The sequence below is a fragment of the Streptomyces sp. NPDC058985 genome, from assembly GCF_042740985.1.
In the GTDB taxonomy this organism is placed as follows: domain Bacteria; phylum Actinomycetota; class Actinomycetes; order Streptomycetales; family Streptomycetaceae; genus Streptomyces.
The window spans coordinates 1-18,660 of the sequence record NZ_JBHYJX010000040.1; the positions used below are offsets into that span (position 1 = coordinate 1).

The 18,660-nt window shown below is 72.6% G+C and carries 15 protein-coding genes; 11 read left to right on the top strand and 4 right to left on the bottom strand.

Annotated elements, in window-relative coordinates; translation table 11 throughout:
- Positions 1 to 79 precede the first annotated feature (79 nt).
- Positions 80 to 1,078 (bottom strand): Ku protein, encoded by a 999-nt coding sequence (locus tag ACFW01_RS28730; RefSeq protein ID WP_234956115.1) that lies wholly within the window; start codon positions 1,076 to 1,078, stop codon positions 80 to 82.
- A gap of 267 nt (positions 1,079 to 1,345) precedes the next feature.
- Between ACFW01_RS28730 and ACFW01_RS28735 the strand changes: the two genes are divergently transcribed.
- Both ACFW01_RS28735 and ACFW01_RS28740 read left to right on the top strand, forming a co-directional pair.
- On the top strand, positions 1,346 to 2,467 hold the full coding sequence (locus tag ACFW01_RS28735; protein ID WP_234956113.1) for a peptidoglycan bridge formation glycyltransferase FemA/FemB family protein: 1,122 nt from the start codon (positions 1,346 to 1,348) through the stop codon (positions 2,465 to 2,467).
- Between the two features lie 25 nt (positions 2,468 to 2,492).
- On the top strand, positions 2,493 to 3,191 hold the full coding sequence (locus tag ACFW01_RS28740) for a type 1 glutamine amidotransferase (RefSeq protein WP_234956111.1): 699 nt from the start codon (positions 2,493 to 2,495) through the stop codon (positions 3,189 to 3,191).
- 15 nt (positions 3,192 to 3,206) lie between these two features.
- On the opposite strand, the gene ACFW01_RS28745 is transcribed toward ACFW01_RS28740, so the two are convergent.
- A complete protein-coding gene (locus ACFW01_RS28745) occupies positions 3,207 to 4,382 on the bottom strand; it encodes a GDSL-type esterase/lipase family protein (RefSeq protein WP_384508288.1) in 1,176 nt (391 codons plus the stop codon).
- A 169-nt stretch (positions 4,383 to 4,551) separates the two neighbouring features.
- Between ACFW01_RS28745 and ACFW01_RS28750 the strand changes: the two genes are divergently transcribed.
- The 7 genes from ACFW01_RS28750 to ACFW01_RS28780 all read left to right on the top strand — a co-directional run bounded on the left by ACFW01_RS28750 (position 4,552) and on the right by ACFW01_RS28780 (position 11,196).
- A complete protein-coding gene (locus ACFW01_RS28750) occupies positions 4,552 to 5,532 on the top strand; it encodes a hypothetical protein (protein ID WP_234956108.1) in 981 nt (326 codons plus the stop codon).
- A 70-nt stretch (positions 5,533 to 5,602) separates the two neighbouring features.
- Positions 5,603 to 5,893, top strand: a complete 291-nt coding sequence (locus tag ACFW01_RS28755) for an SCO0607 family lipoprotein (protein ID WP_384508291.1) — start codon at positions 5,603 to 5,605, stop codon at positions 5,891 to 5,893.
- 187 nt (positions 5,894 to 6,080) lie between these two features.
- Positions 6,081 to 6,866, top strand: coding sequence for a BlaI/MecI/CopY family transcriptional regulator (locus ACFW01_RS28760; RefSeq protein WP_384508294.1), 786 nt, complete (start codon positions 6,081 to 6,083; stop codon positions 6,864 to 6,866).
- Between the two features lie 63 nt (positions 6,867 to 6,929).
- Positions 6,930 to 7,793: a DMT family transporter gene (locus ACFW01_RS28765; protein WP_384508297.1), complete on the top strand. Its 864-nt coding sequence runs from the start codon at positions 6,930 to 6,932 to the stop codon at positions 7,791 to 7,793.
- Positions 7,794 to 7,872: 79 nt separating this feature from the next.
- The gene (locus ACFW01_RS28770; RefSeq protein ID WP_234956105.1) at positions 7,873 to 9,327 is read left to right on the top strand and encodes a basic amino acid/polyamine antiporter; all 1,455 of its coding nucleotides are present in this window, start codon (positions 7,873 to 7,875) and stop codon (positions 9,325 to 9,327) included.
- A 20-nt stretch (positions 9,328 to 9,347) separates the two neighbouring features.
- A complete protein-coding gene (locus tag ACFW01_RS28775; protein WP_384508301.1) occupies positions 9,348 to 10,610 on the top strand; it encodes an arginine deiminase in 1,263 nt (420 codons plus the stop codon).
- A 139-nt stretch (positions 10,611 to 10,749) separates the two neighbouring features.
- Positions 10,750 to 11,196, top strand: a complete 447-nt coding sequence (locus ACFW01_RS28780; protein WP_234956103.1) for a hypothetical protein — start codon at positions 10,750 to 10,752, stop codon at positions 11,194 to 11,196.
- Between the two features lie 12 nt (positions 11,197 to 11,208).
- On the opposite strand, the gene ACFW01_RS28785 is transcribed toward ACFW01_RS28780, so the two are convergent.
- Positions 11,209 to 13,584, bottom strand: a complete 2,376-nt coding sequence (locus ACFW01_RS28785; protein WP_234956102.1) for a glycosyl hydrolase family 65 protein — start codon at positions 13,582 to 13,584, stop codon at positions 11,209 to 11,211.
- Positions 13,581 to 15,971, bottom strand: a complete 2,391-nt coding sequence (locus tag ACFW01_RS28790; protein ID WP_384508305.1) for a phosphoketolase — start codon at positions 15,969 to 15,971, stop codon at positions 13,581 to 13,583. The genes ACFW01_RS28785 and ACFW01_RS28790 overlap by 4 nt, the downstream gene beginning before the upstream one ends.
- Positions 15,972 to 16,286: 315 nt before the next feature.
- Here ACFW01_RS28790 and ACFW01_RS28795 point away from each other — a divergent pair, with 315 nt between their 5' ends.
- Together ACFW01_RS28795 and ACFW01_RS28800 are read left to right on the top strand one after the other, a co-directional pair.
- Complete coding sequence (locus tag ACFW01_RS28795; protein ID WP_234956099.1) at positions 16,287 to 16,925, top strand: TetR/AcrR family transcriptional regulator; 639 nt, start codon at positions 16,287 to 16,289, stop codon at positions 16,923 to 16,925.
- A 91-nt stretch (positions 16,926 to 17,016) separates the two neighbouring features.
- A complete protein-coding gene (locus tag ACFW01_RS28800) occupies positions 17,017 to 18,591 on the top strand; it encodes an MDR family MFS transporter (protein WP_384508428.1) in 1,575 nt (524 codons plus the stop codon).
- Positions 18,592 to 18,660: the final 69 nt, after the last annotated feature.

The window sequence follows — 18,660 nt, forward strand, 5'->3', positions numbered from 1 at the left end:
TGGGCCGCCTGCGGGAGGGCATGCTCAGCACCACCTGAGCACATGACAGGCGGTGCGCCGCCTGAGCCGGGTCTCCGGCTCAGGCGGCGCTCTTCTTCTTGCGGCGCCCGCCGGCACCGGCGAGCGCGTCGACGAGCTCGGCGCGGCTCATCTTCGAACGTCCGACGACGTCCTGTTCGGTGGCCCGCTGGTACAGCTCGGCCTTGCTCAGCTCCCGCAGCTCGGACCGCTTGGGCCTGGCCTCGCGAGAAGGGGCGGTGGCCTTCTTCCGAGGTACGGACGACCGCTTGCCGCCCGCGCCCCGCGCCTGTTCCAGGCTGCCCCGCAGTACGTCCATCAGGTCGACGACGTCGGTGGCCCGCGGTGCCTCCTCGGCGACGGCGATCTCCTCGCCCTCGGCCTTGGCCCGGACCAGCTCGCGGACCTTCTCCTGGTAGGTGTCGTGATAGCGGGCCGGGTCCCAGGGGGCGCTGAGGGCGTCGACCAGCCGCAGCGCCATGTCCAGTTCCTTGCCGCGGCCCACCCGGCCCGTCGGCAGCTCGGGCAGTTCCTCGACCGGGTCGCGGACCTCGTCGGCCCAGTGCAGTGTCTGCAGCAGCAGGACCCGGTCCTCGGCCCGGAGCGCGGTGAGGTACTGCCGGTTGCGCATCACGAAGGTGGCGACGCCGGCCTTGCCGGTCTCCGCCAGGGCGGTGCGCAGCAACCCGTAGACCTTGAGGTATGCCTCACCGCGCGGGGCGACGTAGTAGGTGCGGCCGAAGTACACCGGCTCGATCCGGTCCAGGTCGACGAAGTCGGTGATCTCCAGGGTGCGGGAGCGGCCCGGCGCGATCTCGTCGAGTTCGCCGGGCTCCACGACGACGTACTCGCCGTCGCTCACCTCGAATCCCTTGACGATGTCGGCGGCGTCGACCTCGTCGCCGGTGCGCTCGTTGACCCGCCGGTTGCGGATCCGGTCCGAGGTGCCGCGCTGCAACTGGTGGAAGTGGACCGTGTGGTCCTCGGTCGCGGTGAAGAGACCGACGGGCACGGAGACCAGCCCGAACGTGATCACACCGGTCCAGATCGCCCGTGCCATGACCGTCCGCTCCGTTCTGTCCCGCACCGTCCTGGCCACCCACGCTCGCACCGGGTGCGCGCCCTCGCGCGCCGGGCGGAGCACTCGGGTGTGTGTGGTCGGCGCGCGGCGGGTGGGCCGGTACCGGGGCGGCCCGAACGGCCGGTAGCCCGCGCGGATCGGCGGCCGGCGGTATTCCCTGTGAGGAGGGGACCGCGGCCCCACCGACCCCGTCGGCCGTCTCCCTCCCCCACCCACCCGACGACGTCGAACGAAGGGGCGCCGCCCATGAGCCGGCACGTGAAGGCGATCAGCCGCGAGGAACACCTGCGTTTCGTCGCGGCCCGGCCGTCCGTGAGCCATCTCCAGACTCCCGCGTGGGGAGACGTGAAACCCGACTGGCGCGCCGAGAGCCTGGGCTGGTTCGACGAGGACGGCACTCTCGTGGGCGCCGGGCTGGTGCTGATGCGGCCGTTGCCGGGGCTGCGTCGCTGTCTGGCGTACCTGCCCGAGGGTCCGGTCATCGACTGGGGCGCCGCGGACCTGGAGGGCCTGCTGGAGCCGATGCTCGCGCATCTGCGCTCGCGGGGTGCCTTCTCGGTGAAGATGGGTCCCCCGGTGGTGGCCCGGCGCTGGAGCGCCGACGCGGTGAAGGCCGCGATCGCCGACCCGGGAACCCGGCGGCTCGGTGACGTGGAGGCCACGGTGCGGGAGGCCGGGGCGGACGAGATCGCGGAACGGCTGCGCGGGATGGGCTGGCGGCGCGCCGAGGCGGGCGCCGAGGACGCCTTCGCGGCGGGCCAGCCGCGCTACGTCTGCCAGGTGCCGCTCGCGGGGCGCTCCCTGGAGGATGTGCGGGGCGGCCTCAACCAGCAGTGGCGCCGCAACATCAAGAAGGCGGAGAAGGCGGGCGTGAAGGTGGTCCGTGGCGATCAGGAGGACCTGGGCGCGTTCCACGAGCTGTACGTCGAGACCGCCGAACGGGACCGGTTCGTCCCCCGGCCGCTCGACTACTTCCGGCGCATGTGGACCGCGCTGACGGCCGAGGACCCCGACCGTATGCGTCTCTACCTCGCCCATCACGACGGGGAGGTGCTGGCCGCGGCCACCATGCTGACCGTCGGGGAACACGTCTGGTACTCCTACGGCGCGTCCACCGCCCGCCGGCGCGAGGTGCAGCCCAGCAGCGCCCTGCAGTGGCGGATGATGTGCGACGCCCACGAAAGGGGCGCGGCCGTCTACGACTTCCGCGGCATCACCGACACCCTGGACGAGGACGACCACCTGCTGGGACTGGTGCGGTTCAAGGCCGGCGCGGGCGGGCAGGCGGTCGAGTACCTCGGCGAGTGGGACTACCCGCTCAACAGGGTGCTGCACAAGGCTCTGAGTCTGTACATGTCGCGCAGGTGAGGCGCGGGAGCGTGGGGGGTGGGCGATGCCGCGGGTGCTCGTCGTGCAGAACCATGCCGGTGGCGGGCCGGGCCGGTTCGGTGACTGGCTGGTCGCGGAGGGGCTGTCGCTGGACGTGGTGCACGCGCACGCCGGAGCGCCACTCCCCCGGCGTGCGGAGCACGAGGGCGTGGTGGTGCTCGGCGGCGGTTTTCTGCCCGACGACGACGAGCGGGCGCCCTGGCTCGCGCCGACCCGCGCGGTGGTCGCGGAGGCGGTGGAGCGGGGTGCCGCCGTGTTCGGGATCTGCCTCGGCGGGCAGTTGCTCGCCCGGGTGTCGGGTGGGACGGTACGGGGCGACCACGGCGAACCGGAGTTCGGGAGCACGCCGCTGAGCCTGCGGTCGGAGGCCCGGGACGATCCGCTCCTGCGGGGTCTGCCGTCGCGGGTGACGGCGGTCCAGCACCACAAGGACGCCGTCACCGCCCTGCCGCCCGGCGCCACCTGGCTGATGGAGAGCGAGCGGTGCCCTTACCAGGCGTTCCGCGTCGGTGAGCGGGCGTGGGGCGTGCAGTTCCACCCCGAGGCCGGGGCGGACCGGGTCCGGGCGTGGGACGCCGGGCGGCTCCGGGCGAGAGGACTGGACCCGGTGGAGCTGTCCCGCCGGGCGGAGCGCGACGAGCCCGCGGCCGAGGCGGTCTGGCACGAGGTCGCCCGGCGCTTCGCCGCGGTCGTCGGCGCGTGAGGGCCGGGGTCGGGGTCAGTCGCTGAAGGCGCCCTGGTCGGCGAAGGCCAGCTTGGCGAAGCGTTCGCCCATGCGGCGGTGGGTGGCCGCGTCCGGGTGGAGGCCGTCGGGCAGGGGCAGTTCGGCGGTGTCGGCCTCGCCGTAGAGGTCGCGGCCGTCCATGTAGTGCAGGTGCGGGTCGGTGGCGGACCGCTGCGCCACGATCCTGGCCAGCTCGTCCCGGATGACGTTCAGGGTCAGCTTCCCGCTCGCGCGCTCCGCCGGGTCGCCCGTGGCCACCCAGCTCATCCGTCCCTCGGCGACACCGGAGAAGTCGGGGGCGAGGGGGCCGGGGGTGTCCTCGTGGACGGGGCACAGGATGGGCGAGACGACCAGCAGCGGGGCGGTGGGATGACCGTCGCGGAGGGTGTCGAGGAAGCCGTGCACGGCCGGGCCGAAGGCACGCAGGCGCATGAGGTCGGCGTTGACCACGTTGATGCCGATCTTGACGCTGATCAGGTCGGCCGGGGTGTCGCGCATGGCGCGCGCGGTGAACGGGTCGAGCAGGGCGCTGCCGGCCAGTCCGAGGTTGACGAGTTCGACGCCGCCGAGGGTGGCGGCGAGCGCCGGCCAGGTCGTGGTGGGGCCCGCGGCGTCGGAGCCGTGGCTGATCGAGCTGCCGTGGTGCAGCCAGACCCTGCGGCCGTGGTCCGGGACGGGCTCGACGGGGGCGTTGGTGCGCAGGGCGACGAGTTCGGTGGTCTCGTTGTGCGGCAGCCAGATCTCGATGTCCTTGGCACCCTCGGGCAGGTCGGCGAAGCGCAGGGTGCCGACCGGACCGCGCTCGACGTCCGTCGTGCCGGTGGTCATGTCGATGGTCAGGATGTTGCCGCCGGCGACGCTGCCCCGGCCCGACGGGCGGCCGTCGACGAGCAGTTCGTAGACCCCCTCCGGGCGTGGCGGGGCGCCGACGTAGGCCCGCTTGGTGGGCAGGGTGTCCAGTTCGAGCGCGGTGGCGCGGGTGCGCAGGACGAGGCGCACGCCGGAGGGCTGGGACTCGGCCATGGCCAGCTGTCCGTCCGTGTTCTGGGCGCGGGCCGCGGCGGGGAGCCGGTGGGGCAGCAGGCCGTGCTCCGTGCGCTCCAGGTCGAGGGCGCCCCGCAGGAGGTCCCCGGTGAGGGGCGTGGTGATCCAGTCGTCCGTGGTGTGCATGTCGCCTCCGGCGGTGGTGGTGCGTCTCGCTGCGTCGCGCTTTCCTTCGTTGATTATGCGCTTGCCTAATTCAATTAGGCAAGCAAGGTGCCGCTCCGGTCGCGGGGCCCGCGGGGTGACCGTAGACAGGAGGTACGGGCGCGGGCCCCGAGGGAGGAGGCGGAAGGCCATGCGGCGCAGGAGCGGGCAGGGCGGGAAGACCGGCACCCCCGACACGGGCTCGGTCGACACGGGCTCGGTCGAGTCGGTCCTCGACGAGCTGTACACGACACCTCCGTCCGGCTTCGTCTCCCGCCGCGAGGAACACGCCGCCGCCGCGAGGACGGACGGCCGCAAGGAGGACGCGCGGGTGATCCACGCCGCTCGCAGGCCCACGCTCGCGGCCTGGGCGGCGAACCTGCTGGCCCGCTCCCAGCCGGAGGAGAGCCGACGGTTCCTGGAACTGGGGCAGTCACTGCGCGAGGCGCACCGCACCCTGGACGCCGCCGGACTCAGGGAGCTGTCGGCGCAGCGGCGGCGCATCGTCGCCGCTCTGTCCCGGCAGGCCGCGCAGCTCGCCGGCGAGGCCGGGCACCGGTTGTCCCAGGGGGCGCAGCGGGAGGTCGAGTCGACCCTGCGCGCGGTCCTCGCCGACCAGGACGCCGCCGACCGGTGGTCCGGCGGTCGCCTGGAGGTCTCGCTCACCCCGCCGTCGGAGTTCCCCCCGGACACCTCCCCGGCCGCACCCGCGACACCCGCGCCGGCACCGGCACCGGCGCCCCGGAAGGCACCTGCTCGCACCGGGGCCGAGGACGAACTCGCCGAGCGGCGCCGCAAACGGCGGGAGGACCTCGCACGCGCCGAACAGGAGGCGGAGCGGGCTGCGGAACGACTGCGGGACGCACAGGCGCGGCAGGCGGACGCCGAGACGGTGCTCCGTCGGACGGACGAGGAGCACGACCGTGCCCGCGAGGCGGTGTCGGCCGCGGAGGACGGACTGCGCGCGGCACGCGAGGACCTCGACCGGACCGGGCGGGAACGGCGGGACGCCGACGAGGCGGCCCGTACGGCCCGGCAGGCGGTGACCGGGGCGGAGCGGGAGGCACGTGCGGCGGCGCGCCGGGTGGACCGTCTGGTCACGCGCGTCGGACAGCGGGACACATCCGGTTGAGTATCCGTACTCATGATGTGTCCCACCCGCCGCGGGAGGCTTGGGTCATCAACACCCGAGGGAGCCAATCGTGCGTACCGGCAAGCGAGTTCACCTGGTCCTGGCCTGTGCGGCCGCCGCGGCGGTCATGACCGGCTGCTCCATCGAGGAGGCGACCTGCGGCGGCGGCGAGTACCCGGTCATGTCCGTCGGCGGCACCGGCAGCGCATGTGTGCCCAACGACGAGGAACCGCCGAGGGGTTACACCCGGTACCCCGAGGGCAAGGTGCCCGAGCACGTCGGCGACGAGTGGGACATCTACTGGCAGACACACACCGTCGACGAGGACGGAAGGATCGTGGAGGTGCCCCAGGGCGGGTGAGCGCGGGAGCCATGTGTTCCGAACACACACACGAGATTGCGGCGGCACATACCACGTCGGCGGCCATACGTGGTATACCGGCCCGGCAGCAAACAGGGGAACAACAGACGCTGTTCGTCCGTACTATCTGTGTGTCCCACCGTTCCTCACGAGCCTTCACGGCCGCGAATCGAGGAGAGTCACCCTCATGTCCGAGAGCACGACGCAGTCCGCCACCCAACTGGCGTCGCAGTACAGCGTCCAGGTCACCGACGACCTGGAGCGCAACGTCAAGGAGCAGGAACGTGTCAGCGCGGAGCTCACCGCGCTCCAGCAGCAGTTGGCCGCGCTGCAGCACGACCACGCCCTGCTGGTGAGCGTGCAGCAGGCGCTCGGCGTCGCCGCGCAGGAGCCCGCGACCGGTGCGGCCACCGTGCCCGCGCCGCGCGACAGCGCCCCCGCCGAGCCGGCCGCCCGCGGACGTGCGCGCGGAAAGAAGGCCGCGACGGCGCCCAAGCGCGCCGCCGCGCCGAAGCCGGGCGTCAAGCAGGCCACCAAGCCGTCGGCGACGAAGCCCGCCGCCAAGTCGGCCGCGAAGTCCGCCGCGAAGCAGGCCCCCAAGGCCGGCACCAAGCAGGCCGGCAAGGCCACCACCAAGGCGGCCACGAAGGCCGCCGCCAAGCCCGCGGCGAAGAAGGCACCCGCGCCGGCCACCGCCCAGCCCACGCTGGTCGAACTGGTGCGGACCCACCTCGTCGAGGCGAGCGAGCCGCGGTCCGCCGCGGAGGTCACCACGGCGCTCGGCAAGGCCCACGCCGAGCGCAACGTCAAGACCACGGTCGTGCGCACCACCCTCGAAGGGCTCGTCGCCAAGAACCTGGCCCAGCGCACCAAGCAGGGCTCCTCGGTCTACTACACCGCCGACGCCGCCGCCGCGCCGAAGCAGAAGCAGGACACCGCGAGCGCCGAGCCGTCCGCGCAGGGCGGCAGCTGAGCGCACCGCCCCCTGGGCGCGGTGCGGCGCGCGGCCGGGGCGAACCGGGGCGAGTATCGGTGGATGGGCTTTGTGCTGCCGGTGCTCTTCGCACTCCTCGCCGCGTTCAGCAACGCGCTGGCCACCGTGCTCCAGCGGCGTGCCGCGCTGAGTGTGCCGCAGTCACAGGGTTTCCGCCCGGGGCTCGTCCTCGACCTGCTCCGGCGGCCCGTGTGGCTCGGCGGCATGCTGGCCGTCGTGGTGGCCGGTGTGGGGCAGGCGGTGGCACTGGCGACGGGGCCCCTGTCACTCGTACAGCCCCTGTTCGTGCTGGAGCTTCCGCTGGCCCTGCTGCTCGCCTCGCTGATGACCGGCGGCAAGCTTCCCCAGGCCATGTGGCTGGCCGTGGGCGCGGTGGTCGTCGGGCTGGGTGTCGCGCTGGGCTCGGCGGCACCGGACCACGGCGAGGCGGACGTGCCGCTGGACCGCTGGGTGCCCGCGCTGGTGGCATGTGCCGGGGTGGCCGTGCTGCTCGCGGCGGCCGGACTGAAGCGGCCGGTCGGCAAGGCCCGCGCCGGATGCCTCGGCGCGGCCACCGCGGTGTGCTACGCGCTGACGGCCGGTCTGATGAAGGACTCCATGCGTGTCCTGGACTCCGACGGCGTGACCGGTTTCCTGACCGCCTGGCAGACCTACGGGTTCGCCGTGGCCGGAGTGTGTGCCGTGCTTCTCCTGGAGCACGCCATGCAGGGCGGCCCGCTCGTCGCCTCCCAGCCCGCCCTGACCCTGGGCGACGCGACGGTCAGCCTGCTGCTCGGCGTGGTCCTGTACCGCGAGGACGTGCGCGGTGACTGGTGGGTCCTGCCGCAGTTGCTCGGTGTGGGCCTGATCGTCATGGGTGTCCTCAGCCTGGCCCGGCGCGGCACCGACCTGCGCACCGCGCAGTGACCGGCGCCCCGGCCGGGATGCCCGCCTCCGCCACCTGAGGCACAGTGGTCCCAGTCGCCCAGCCACCCGGAGGGACGGCATGTCGCAGGCCGCTGCTTCCGACGCCGAAGGCGCATCCCCGCCCACCGCCAAACTGCCGTTGTTCACCCTGACCGCCATGGTGGTCGGGTCGATGGTGGGCGCGGGTGTGTTCTCACTGCCGGGCCGCTTCGCCGAGGAGACCGGCGTCGCCGGGGCGCTCATCGCGTGGGCGATCGCCGGTACCGGCATGCTGATGCTGGCCTTCGTCTTCCAGTCCCTGGCCGTACGCCGGCCCGACCTCGACGCGGGTGTCTACGCGTACGCCAAGGCGGGCTTCGGCGAGTACCTGGGCTTCTTCGCCGCCTTCGGCTACTGGGCCAGCACCTGTGTGGGCAACGTGACCTACTGGGTCCTCATCATGTCGACCGCGGGCTCCGTCTGGCCGGCCCTCGGCGACGGGGACACCGCCCTCGCGGTCGTCCTGTCCTCCCTCGGGCTGTGGGCCTTCTTCTGGATCATCCGGCGCGGTGTGAAGGAGGCGACCGCCATCAACAGGGTCGTCACCGTCGCCAAGCTCGTCCCCATCGTCTTCTTCGTCATCCTGGCCCTGGTGTACTTCGAACCAAGTGTGTTCGCCGACAACTTCGGCGGGGCCGACTACGCCGGCTCCCTGTTCACACAGGTGCGCGGCACCATGCTGGCCACCGTCTTCGTCTTCCTCGGCGTCGAGGGCGCCAGTGTCTACTCCCGGCACGCCAGACGCCGCTCCGACGTGGGCCGGGCGACGGTGCTGGGCTTCCTCAGCGTCTTCGCCGTCTTCGCGTCGGTCACCATCGTGTCGTACGGCATCATGCCGATGGACGAGATCGCCGCCCTGCGCCAGCCGTCCATGGCGGGCGTGCTGGAGTCGGCCGTCGGCACCTGGGGCAGGGTGTTCATCAGCGTCGGCCTGATCGTGTCGGTGCTGGGCGCCTACCTGGCCTGGACACTGATGGCGGCGGAGGTGCTCTTCGTCGCGGCCAAGGACGACGACATGCCGCGCTTCCTGCGCCGTGCCAACGCCGTGGACGTGCCCGTGCCGGCGCTGCTGATGACCTCGCTGCTCACCCAGGTGGTGCTGATCGCCACCAGTTTCTCGGACGACGCGTTCAACTTCGCGCTCAACCTGACCAGTGCCCTCTCCCTGGTCCCGTACCTGCTGGCGGCGGGGTTCGCGGTGCGCATCGGCAGCCGGGACGATCCGCGCACCGAGGGCGGCCGCACCTCCCGGCGGGAACTGACCTGCGCGGTCGTCGCGACCCTGTACACGGCGTTCCTGCTGTACGCGGCCGGTCTGAAGTTCCTGTTGGTGTCCTTCATCCTCTACGCCCCGGCGACCGCCCTGTTCGTGATGGCCCGCCGCGAACAGGGCAGGCCGCTGTTCTCGCCCGGGGAACTAGTCGTCCTGGCCGTCTCGGTGGTGGGTGCCGTCCTCGGTCTCGTCGCCCTGGCGGCCGGGTGGATCAGCCTGTGAGTCCTTCTCAAGGAGGCAGTGTGACCAGCAACGAGAGCGCCGCGCAGCCCGCGCTCGGCGTCCACTCCGAGGTCGGCAGACTGCGCAAGGTCCTGGTGTGTTCGCCGGGTCTCGCGCACCGGCGGCTCACCCCCACCAACTCGGACGAGCTGCTCTTCGACGACGTGATGTGGGTGGAGAACGCCCAGCGCGACCACGCCGCGTTCGTCGGCGAACTGCGCCGGCGCGGGGTGGAGGTGGTGGAACTGCACGACCTGCTGGCGCAGATCATGGCGATCCCGGAGGCGAAGGCCTGGCTCCTGGACCGGAAGATCGTCGCCAACCGGGTCGGCGTCGGCCTCGTCGACGCGACCCGCGCCTACCTGGAGACCCTGTCGCCCCGGGAACTCGCGGAGTACCTGGTCGGCGGTCTCGCCACCGGTGACCTGCCCGAGGACTTCCGCTCCCCGTACCTCGCGCTCGCCCGGGAGTCGACCGGAGCGCGCGAGTACCTGATGCCGCCGCTGCCCAACACCCTGTACACCCGCGACACCACCTGCTGGCTGTACGGCGGACTCACCCTCAACCCGCTCTACTGGCCCGCGCGGCACGACGAGACACTGCTCATGAAGGCGATCTACACCTTCCACCCCGACTTCAAGGGCTCGACGGTGTGGTGGGGCGACCCCGAACGCGACTGGGGGCAGGCCGCCTTCGAGGGCGGGGACATCATGCCGGTGGGCAACGGCGTCGTCCTCATGGGCATGAGCGAGCGCACCTCGCGCCAGGCGATCACCCAGGTCGCGGGCGCGCTGTTCCGCGACGGCGCGGCCGAGCACGTCGTGGTCGCCGGGATGCCGAAGCTGCGGTCCGCCATGCACCTGGACACGGTGTTCACCTTCGCCGACCGCGACGTGGTCACCCTCTATCCGCGCATCATGGACGGGGTCCACACCTTCTCGCTGCGCCCCGCCGACCGGGCACCTGGCTTCGACGTCGTCGACGAGGGCACGACCCCCTTCGTCGACGTCGTCGCCAAGGCGCTCGGCCTCTCCGCGCTGCGCGTGGTGGAGACGGGCGGTGACGCCTACGCCTCCGAACGCCAGCAGTGGGACAGCGGCAACAACGCCGTGGCGGTGGAACCGGGCGTGGTCTTCACCTACGACCGCAACACCGCCACCAACGCCCTGCTCCGCGAGGCCCGCGTCGAGGTCGTCCCCATCGTGGGCGCGGAACTGGGCCGGGGCCGGGGCGGGGGGCACTGCATGACGTGTCCACTGGTACGCGACCCGGTGGACTTCTGACCCCGGGGCGCGGCGGTCGCCCACCCCGGCCGGGCGGTCACGGTACTCCGTACGAGTGGTGCGTTTCCCGGCCCGGCCGTACGGTCGTACGGGGAAAGGAGAGCGGAGACAGGCGATCCCGAGACGGCTGGGAGCAGACATGGGCAGGAACCCGATGAGGGCCGCGGTCACGCTGTGTGCCGCCGCCGCGTTCGCGGTACCCCTGGGCACGGCCACCGCCGCACCGACGGCACCGGCCCAGCAGACGACGGACCCGGTGCTGGTGGACTGCGCCGGGCAGCCGGAGGTGCGGCCGGGGACCTACATCCTGGCCTGCGGGGACGGCAACAGCCGCCTGGTGTCGATGCGCTGGTACCGCTGGGACGCCGAGGCCGCGGTGGGCCGGGGCAGCAACGCCGTCAACGACTGCGACCCCTACTGCGCAGCGGGCGCGTTCCGCTCCTACCCCGTGACCGTCCGGCTCGACCAGCCCACGGCCTCGGACCGGGACCCGGGTGAACGGCACTACACCCGGATCACCCTGACCTACACCGACGGCAGGCCGGACGGGTCCCCGCGCACGGTGGCCTACCCGCTGCCGGACTGACGGCCCCCGGCGTCAGTCGGGGAGCGCGAGCCGGCAGGTGTCGCCCGGCTGGAGTCGCACCTCGCGGTCCGGCAGCCGTACGTCGATCGGCAGCGGTCCGGACTCGGGTACCGCGATCTCCAGCCGGCCGTGCTCCAGCCGGAACCGGACGCCCCAGTGGCCCTGGTAGCGGATGGAGAACCCGTAGGAGGACAGCTCCGGCAACGGCACCGGGTTCAGCCACAGGGCGCCCGCGCGGGTCTCCAGGCCGGTCAGGCCGCGCTGGACGAGGTCGAGGGTGCCCGCCATGGCGCCCAGGTGGATGCCCTCGCCCGTGGTGCCGCCCTGGAGGTCGGCGACGTCGCCCTTGAGCGCCTCCTGGCAGAAGGTCCAGGCTTCGGCGCGCCGGGCGCGGGCCAGGATCCAGCCGTGGACCAGCCCGCTGAGGGTGGAGCCGTGACTGGTGCGGGCCAGGTAGTAGTCGACGGTGCGCTGCCAGGTCTCCTCGTCCAGGTGGTAGCCCAGCCTGCCGAAGAGGGAGAGGAGTTCGGCCGGCGAGAAGAGGTAGCCCAGCATCAGCACGTCGGCCTGTTTGGACGCCTGGTAGTTGTTCACGCTGTCGTGCTCGGCCTCCAGGACGCGGTCGAGGCGCCGGATGTCGCCGTAGCGCTCGCGGTAGCCTTCCCAGTCGAGTTCGGCGAGGTCGCCGTAGCCCTCGAACTGGCTGACGACGCCTTTGTGGAAGGGCACGTGGAGGGTGCGGGAGACGCTGTCCCACTGTTCGAGTTCGCCGTCGCCCAGGGCGGTGCGTTCGACGAGTTCGCGGCGGCGGGGTTCGGGGAGGCCGGCCAGGACCTCCAGGGTGCGGGTGAGGACCCACGCGGCGGTGACGTTGGTGTAGGCGTTGTCGTCGAGGCCGGGGAGGCGGGCGCCGGGGTAGGCCTCGTGGTACTCGTCGGGGCCGACGACGCCCCGGATGCGGTGGCGTCCGAGCCGGTCGTCCCAGACGGCGGAGTCGGCCCAGAAGCGGGCGATCTGGAGCAGTGTCTCGGCCCCCTTGGTGTGCAGGAACTCGGCGTCGCCGCTGGCCTCGCAGTACTGCCACACGTTGTACGCGATCGCCGAGCCCACATGGTGCTGGAGGTGGGAGTGGTCCGGCAGCCAGCGGCCGGAGTGCGGGTTGAGGTGCAGTTGCTGCGTCTCCTCCCGGCCGTCGCTGCCGCTCTGCCAGGGGTAGAGCGCGCCGCGTCGGCCGATCGCGCGGGCTGCGGCGCGGGCCCGTTCCAGGCGGCGGTGCCGGTAGTGGAGCAGGGCCCGGGACACCTCGGGGAAGTGGAGGTTCAGGTAGGGCAGGACGAACAGCTCGTCCCAGAAGACGTGCCCGCGGTAGGCCTCGCCGTGCAGTCCGCGCGCGGGTACGCCCACATCGAGGTCGGCGGTGTGCGGGGAGAGGGTCTGGAGTACGTGGAAGAGGTGCAGGCGCAGGATGCTGCCCGCCTCACCGGGCACGTCGAGTTCGGCGCGGCGCCACAGCTGGCCCCAGGCGGTCCGGTGCGTCAGCAGCAGTTCGTCGAAGCCGGGGGCGGCGGCCACCCGGTCGATCGCGGCCTGGAGCGGGTCGCTGATCGCCGGGTCGCGTGAGGTGTGCAGGGCCACGATCTTGTCGACGGTGACGGTGCCGCCGGGTTCCGTGCGCGGGTTCGTGCGCTGGGTGACGCACAGGTGCTCGCGCGCGGGGGTGACGGGCGCCTCGGCGGTGGTGCGGGCCGCCATGCCCACCCGGATGTCCGAGGTGCGGGTGCGGCAGCGCAGCCACACGGTGCCGTCGTCGGCGCTGCCGGTGTGCACGTGGATCAGGTGGCTGCCGTCCAGGTCCCGGTAGCGCGGCACCCCGGAGTTGGTGACGCCGCCGTCGAGGGCCGACTCCACCTCCAGGTCGACCGTGCCGCCCTCGGCCGTGAACTCCGTGCGCAGGGCGGCGAGATGGGGATCGGCCATGTGCACCAGACGCAGCTGCCGCACCGACAGCACGCGGCCCCCGCCGAGGCCGAAGCGGGTACGGCGCTCCAGCACGCCCGAGTCCAGGTGCACGGTCTGGCGGTGGTCGAGGACCTCGGCGGTGTCCGGCGTGAGCCAGTCCTCCCCGGCGGGCCTGAACCGCAGCGGCAGCCAGTTGGGGAGGTTGACGACGTCCTCGTTCTCCACCTCGCGGCCGGCGACCGTCGACGTGAGCCGGTTGTAGCAGCCGGCGACATAGGTGCCCGGGTAGTGCGTGTCGTCCGCGGCGCACTCGGGCAGCGCGCCGCGTGTGGCGAAGTAGCCGTTGCCGAGCGTGCACAGCGACTCGCGCAGCCGCTCCTCGCCCGCGTCGTAGTGGTCGTAGTCCCAGGTCGACGGGGTGGCGGTCACCGCGAGTCCGCCCAGCTCCAGTCGGCGACCTCGGGCAGGTCCACCCCGTGTTCGCGGATCCAGTCGTGGTGCCGCTGCCGTACGTCCGCCATCCGCTGCCGTACGTCCGCGGCGCGCACGGCGAGGCCGGGCACCCGGTCGATGACGTCCATGACGAGGCGGTAGCGGTCCATGTCGTTGCCGACCACCATGTCGAACGGCGTGGTGGTGGTGCCGATCTCCTTGTAGCCGCGCACATGCAGGTGGGGGTGGCCGGTGCGCCGGTAGGCGAGCCGGTGGATCAGCCAGGGGTACCCGTGGTACGCGAAGATCACCGGCCGGCCGGCGGTGAACAGGCCGTCGTACTCGAAGTCGCTCATGCCGTGCGGGTGTTCGCCGCTGGGCAGCAGGCGGGCGATGTCCACGACGTTGACCACGCGCACGGCGAGCGAGGGCAGGTGGCGGCGGAGGAGCTGGGCGGCGGCCAGCACCTCCTGGGTCGGGACGTCGCCGGCGCAGGCGAGCACCACGTCGGGTTCGCGGCCGCCGTCCTCGGTGCCGGCCCAGTCCCAGATGCCGGCGCCCCGCGCGCAGTGTGCCCGCGCCTCGTCCATGGACAGCCAGTCGAAGCAGGGCTGCTTGCCGGCGACGATCACGTTGACGTAGTCGCGGCTGCGCAGCGCGTGGTCGGCGACGGAGAGCAGGGTGTTGGCGTCCGGCGGCAGGTAGACCCGTACGGCCTCGGGGCTCTTGTTGAGGATGTGGTCGACGAAGCCGGGGTCCTGGTGGGAGAAGCCGTTGTGGTCCTGGCGCCAGACGTGGGAGGTGAGCAGGTAGTTGAGCGAGGCGATCGGTGCCCGCCAGGGCAGGCGGCGGGTCACGCGCAGCCATTTGGCGTGCTGGTTGACCATCGAGTCGACGATGTGGACGAAGGCCTCGTAGCAGGAGAAGAGGCCGTGCCGGCCGGTGAGCAGGTAGCCCTCCAGCCAGCCCTGGCAGGTGTGTTCGGACAGGATCTCCATGACGCGCCCGTGCCGGTCCAGGTCCTCGTCGACGGGCAGTGTCCGTGCCTGCCATGCCTTGCCGCTGGCGGCGTAGACGGCCTGGAGGCGGTTGGAGGCGGTCTCGTCGGGGCCGACGAGCCGGAAATCGCGCCGGCCGGCGGTGGCGTCCATGACGTCCCGGAGCAGGTCGCCGAGGACGCTGGTGGGTTCGTGCACGGTGGCGCCGGGCGCCTCGACGGGCACGGCGTACTTCTCCAGCGGGGGCAGGGGCAGTTCCCGCAGGAGCAGGCCGCCGTTGGCGTACGGGGCGGCGCCCAGCCGCCGGGTGCCCTCCGGGACGGCGGCGAGGACGGCGGGCCGCGGGGCGCCGGTGTCGTCGAACAGTTCCTCGGGCCGGTAGGAGCGCAGCCACCGCTCCAGTTGCGCGAGGTGGTCCGGGTCGGTCCTGACGCCGGGCAGGGGGACCTGGTGGGCGCGCCAGGTGTTCTCCACCGGCACTCCGTCGACCTCGGCCGGTCCGGTCCAGCCCTTGGGCGTGCGCAGCACGATCACCGGCCAGCGGGGGCGGTCGGTGGCCCCGCCCTCCCGGGCGGCGCGCTGGAGGGCGGCGATGCGGTCCAGGGCGGTGTCCATGGCCCGCGCCATGGCGCGGTGGACGGCGGCGGGGTCGTCGCCGGTGACGTGGAGCGGGTCGTGGCCGTAGCCGCGCAGCAGCGTGTCGAGCTCGTCCTCGGGGAGGCGGGCCAGGACCGTCGGGTTGGCGATCTTGTAGCCGTTGAGGTGCAGGATGGGCAGGACCGCGCCGTCGTGCACCGGGTCGAGGAACTTGTTGGAGTGCCAGGAGGTGGCCAGCGGGCCCGTCTCCGCCTCGCCGTCGCCGATGACGCAGGCGACCAGCAGGTCCGGGTGGTCGAAGGCGGCGCCGTAGGCGTGCGCGAGGGAGTAGCCCAGCTCGCCGCCCTCGTGGATCGAGCCCGGCGTCTCGGGCGCCACGTGGCTCGGCACCCCGCCGGGGAACGAGAACTGCCTGAAGAGCCGGGCCATGCCCGCCGCGTCCCTGCCGACGTCCGGGTAGGTGTCGCTGTACGACCCCTCCAGCCACGCGTTGGCCAGCACGGCGGGCCCTCCGTGGCCGGGGCCCCAGACGCACAGCGCGTCGAGGTCGCGCGCCTTGATCACCCGGTTGAGGTGGGTGTGGACCAGGTTGAGTCCCGGTGAGGTGCCCCAGTGGCCGAGCAGCCGGGGCTTCACGTGCTCGGGGCGGAGCGGCTCGGCCAGCAGGGGGTTGGCCATCAGATAGATCTGACCGACGGAGAGGTAGTTCGCGGCGCGCCAGTGGGCGTCCAGGCCCGCGAGCTCCTCGTCGGTGGGCCCGGGGGGCGCCTGCTGCGTGTCGGCGGACATCGGGGGTCCTTTCCGGGTGGGGACAGTCGGGCGGCGAGGGCGCGGGGTCCCGTGCACATCCCAACCCCGCACCGGCCGGCCGGGTACCCGAGCGGGCCGTTCGGGTCACGTCGCGTCCCGGACGGAGTGCGGGGAGGGCGCGCGGACGCGAGCAGTGCGGCCGGCACCGGCGCCGACCCCGGTGCCGACCGCACTGCTGCCCGGTGTACCCCAACTTCGTCTCTGGACACAGAAGTTGTTCATGCTCTGTGACAAAGAGCGGCGGCGCGGGCTGAACGACGAGTCAATTTTGCATACCGTGCATCTTTGCATACCATGCAACTTATGTCGGAGAAGAGTGCCGCGGGAGGCGGTCTGCGCGAGCGGAAGAAGCGGGCGACGCGTGCCGCCCTCGCCGAGGCGGCCGTACGCCTCGCCGCCGAGCACGGGGCGGAGAAGGTCACCGTCGAGGCGATCAGCGCGGCGGCCGGGGTGTCGGTGCGCACGTTCTTCAACTACTTCGACACGCGTGACGACGCCTTCGTCGTGATCGACGCGGACGCGGGGGCGCGCATGCGGCGCGCCGTCCTGGACGCGCCGCCCGCACTCACCCCGCTGGAGGCCCTGCGCGAGGCCATGGCGGCGGAGCTGGCCGAGGCGGAACAGCAGCACGAACTGTGGCGCCTGCACGCCGAGGTGCTGCACGCCTCGCCGCACCTCCTGGCCCGCGGCGTCGGCGCCCACATGGCGGCCGAGGCCGATCTGGCCGAGGCGCTCGCCGAACGTCTGCGCGGCACCGGCGCCGAGGGGGCCGCGTCCGGTCTCTACCCGCGGCTGCTGGCCGCGGTGGCGGGCGCCGCGGTGCGGACCAGCGTGGAGCACTGGTCCGCCCACCAGCAGGAAGCCGCCTTCCTCGACGTCTTCCACGAGGTGTTCACCCTCCTCGCCGCCGGCCTGCCGGCACCCTCCGCGTAGCCTCCGCGCCGGGCTCGCGAACCACCCGACCACCACCGAAAGAGATGTCGTGACCACACCCCAGGCGCCTGCCGACGCGCCTCCCACCTCGATGACCCAGCGGCAGATACTCCAGGCCATGTCCGGTCTGATGGCCGGCATGTTCGTCGCGATCCTGGCCGGCACGGTCGTGGCCAACGCGCTGCCCACGATCATCGCCGACCTGGGCGCCAGCCAGTCCTCCTACACCTGGGTCGTCACCTCCGAACTGCTGGCGATGACCGCGACCGTCCCGCTGTGGGGCAAGCTGTCCGACCTCTTCAACAAGAAGCTGCTGCTCCAGCTGTCGCTGGGCATGTTCGTCGTCGGCTCGCTGCTGGCCGGCTTCTCGCACGGTGTCGGCCTGCTGATCTTCAGCCGGGTCGTGCAGGGCATCGGCGCGGGCGGTCTGACCGCCCTCGCGCAGGTCGTGATGGCCTCCGTCATCCCGCCCCGCCAGCTGGGCAAGTACGCCGGCATCTTCGGTGCCGTCTTCGCCGTGGGCACGGTGGCCGGACCGCTGGTCGGCGGTGTCCTGGTGGACACCTCGTGGCTGGGCTGGCGCTGGTGTTTCTTCATCGGTGTCCCCTTCGCGCTGCTCGCCATCGCCCTGCTCCAGCGCACCCTGAGCCTGCCGACCACGCGGCGGGAGGTGCGCATCGACTGGCTCGGCGCCTTCCTGATCGTCGCCGGTGTCTGCGCGCTGCTCATCTGGGTGTCCCTGGCCGGCAACGAGTTCGACTGGGCCTCCTGGCAGACCGCCGCGCTGGCCGGTGGCGGTGTGCTGCTGCTGGTCGCCGCGGTCCTCGTCGAGGCACGCACGCCCGAGCCGGTCATCCCGCTCGACATCTTCAAGAACCGCACCGTCACCCTGACCACGGTCGCCAGTCTCCTGGTCGGTGTCGCCATGTTCGGCGGGACCGTCTTCCTCTCGCAGTACTTCCAGGTGTCGCTGGGCAAGTCGCCGACCGTCGCGGGTCTGATGAGCCTGCCGATGATCCTCGGCCTGCTGGTGTCGTCCACCGTCGCCGGACAGGTGATCAGCCGGACCGGCAAGTGGAAGCGGTACCTGGTGGCGGGTGCGGTCACCATGGCCGTCGGCCTGGCGCTGCTGGCCACCATCGACGCCACGACGCACTTCGGCCTGCTCAGCCTCTACATGGCGGTGCTCGGGGTCGGCGTCGGCATGCTGATGCAGAACCTGGTGCTGGCCGCCCAGAACGACGTGCCCGCCGCCGACCTGGGCGCCGCGACCTCCGTGCTGTCCTTCTTCCGCAGCATGGGCGGCACCATCGGGGTCAGCGTCCTCGGCGCGATCCTCGCCAACCGGGTCGCCAGTGAGATGACCAAGGGACTCAGCGGCGCGGGCGTCACCGTGCCCGGCGGTGAGGCCTCGGGCGAGAGCAGCGTCCCGGACATGTCCACGCTGCCCGCACCGATGCGGACGATCGTCGAGCACGCCTACGCCGTCGCCACGGCCGACCTGTTCCTCATCGCCACGCCGTTCGCGGTGCTTGCGCTGGTCGCCGTCGTGTTCATCAAGGAGAAGCCGCTGAAGACCACCAGCGGCATGGAGCGCCTGGCCGAGGAGGCGGGCGAGACTGCCGCCGCCCCGGCCGGCAAGGACCCGGCGGCGCCCGTCGGCTGACCCGACCGACCCCACGGGGGCCGCCCGTCCGCTTCGGACGGGCGGCCCCTTCGCCGTGGAGGGGGTGTG

Bases quoted from the DNA above. Each gene is read 5' to 3' on its own strand.
- ACFW01_RS28735 (WP_234956113.1), top strand. From the start codon at position 1,346: ATGAGCCGGCACGTGAAGGCGATCAGCCGCGAGGAACACCTGCGTTTC.
- ACFW01_RS28730 (WP_234956115.1), bottom strand. From the start codon at position 1,078: ATGGCACGGGCGATCTGGACCGGTGTGATCACGTTCGGGCTGGTCTCC.
- ACFW01_RS28795 (WP_234956099.1), top strand. From the start codon at position 16,287: ATGCAACTTATGTCGGAGAAGAGTGCCGCGGGAGGCGGTCTGCGCGAG.
- ACFW01_RS28800 (WP_384508428.1), top strand. From the start codon at position 17,017: ATGACCCAGCGGCAGATACTCCAGGCCATGTCCGGTCTGATGGCCGGC.
- ACFW01_RS28760 (WP_384508294.1), top strand. From the start codon at position 6,081: ATGTCCGAGAGCACGACGCAGTCCGCCACCCAACTGGCGTCGCAGTAC.
- ACFW01_RS28740 (WP_234956111.1), top strand. From the start codon at position 2,493: ATGCCGCGGGTGCTCGTCGTGCAGAACCATGCCGGTGGCGGGCCGGGC.
- ACFW01_RS28765 (WP_384508297.1), top strand. From the start codon at position 6,930: ATGGGCTTTGTGCTGCCGGTGCTCTTCGCACTCCTCGCCGCGTTCAGC.
- ACFW01_RS28790 (WP_384508305.1), bottom strand. From the start codon at position 15,971: ATGTCCGCCGACACGCAGCAGGCGCCCCCCGGGCCCACCGACGAGGAG.
- ACFW01_RS28750 (WP_234956108.1), top strand. From the start codon at position 4,552: ATGCGGCGCAGGAGCGGGCAGGGCGGGAAGACCGGCACCCCCGACACG.
- ACFW01_RS28770 (WP_234956105.1), top strand. From the start codon at position 7,873: ATGTCGCAGGCCGCTGCTTCCGACGCCGAAGGCGCATCCCCGCCCACC.
- ACFW01_RS28745 (WP_384508288.1), bottom strand. From the start codon at position 4,382: ATGCACACCACGGACGACTGGATCACCACGCCCCTCACCGGGGACCTC.
- ACFW01_RS28780 (WP_234956103.1), top strand. From the start codon at position 10,750: ATGGGCAGGAACCCGATGAGGGCCGCGGTCACGCTGTGTGCCGCCGCC.